This window comes from Psychrobacter sp. TB20-MNA-CIBAN-0197 (assembly GCF_040309765.1).
Classification (GTDB): domain Bacteria; phylum Pseudomonadota; class Gammaproteobacteria; order Pseudomonadales; family Moraxellaceae; genus Psychrobacter; species Psychrobacter submarinus.
In genome coordinates this window covers 1-238 of the sequence record NZ_JBEOPC010001344.1, presented here as the reverse complement: position 1 = coordinate 238, position 238 = coordinate 1, and the positions used below count along the sequence as shown (strand labels likewise).

1 protein-coding gene is annotated in these 238 nt (G+C 43.7%); it reads right to left on the bottom strand.

What is annotated here, in order from left to right:
- Window positions 1–238: arsenate reductase/protein-tyrosine-phosphatase family protein (locus AAEY83_RS18330; protein WP_502945224.1), on the bottom strand; the 238-nt coding region annotated here is incomplete at both ends.

Genomic DNA, 238 nt, shown 5'->3' with positions numbered 1-238 from the left:
CTTACAGCCTGCTCACCAAACTCTAAAAACAGTGCAAGCTTATACTGTAAATGTGCTGGGCAACGCTGAGTTAAATCGGCTAAATTTTGTTTGTCGGCGGCTAAAATCAAATCGAATTCAGTAAAATCACTACTGCGCACTTTGCGCGAATAAATCCCTTTGAAGCTATAACCTCGTTTTTCGCCCGCCTGCATAGAGCGGCTATCTGGTGAATTGCCTTCGTGATGACCTATAGTAC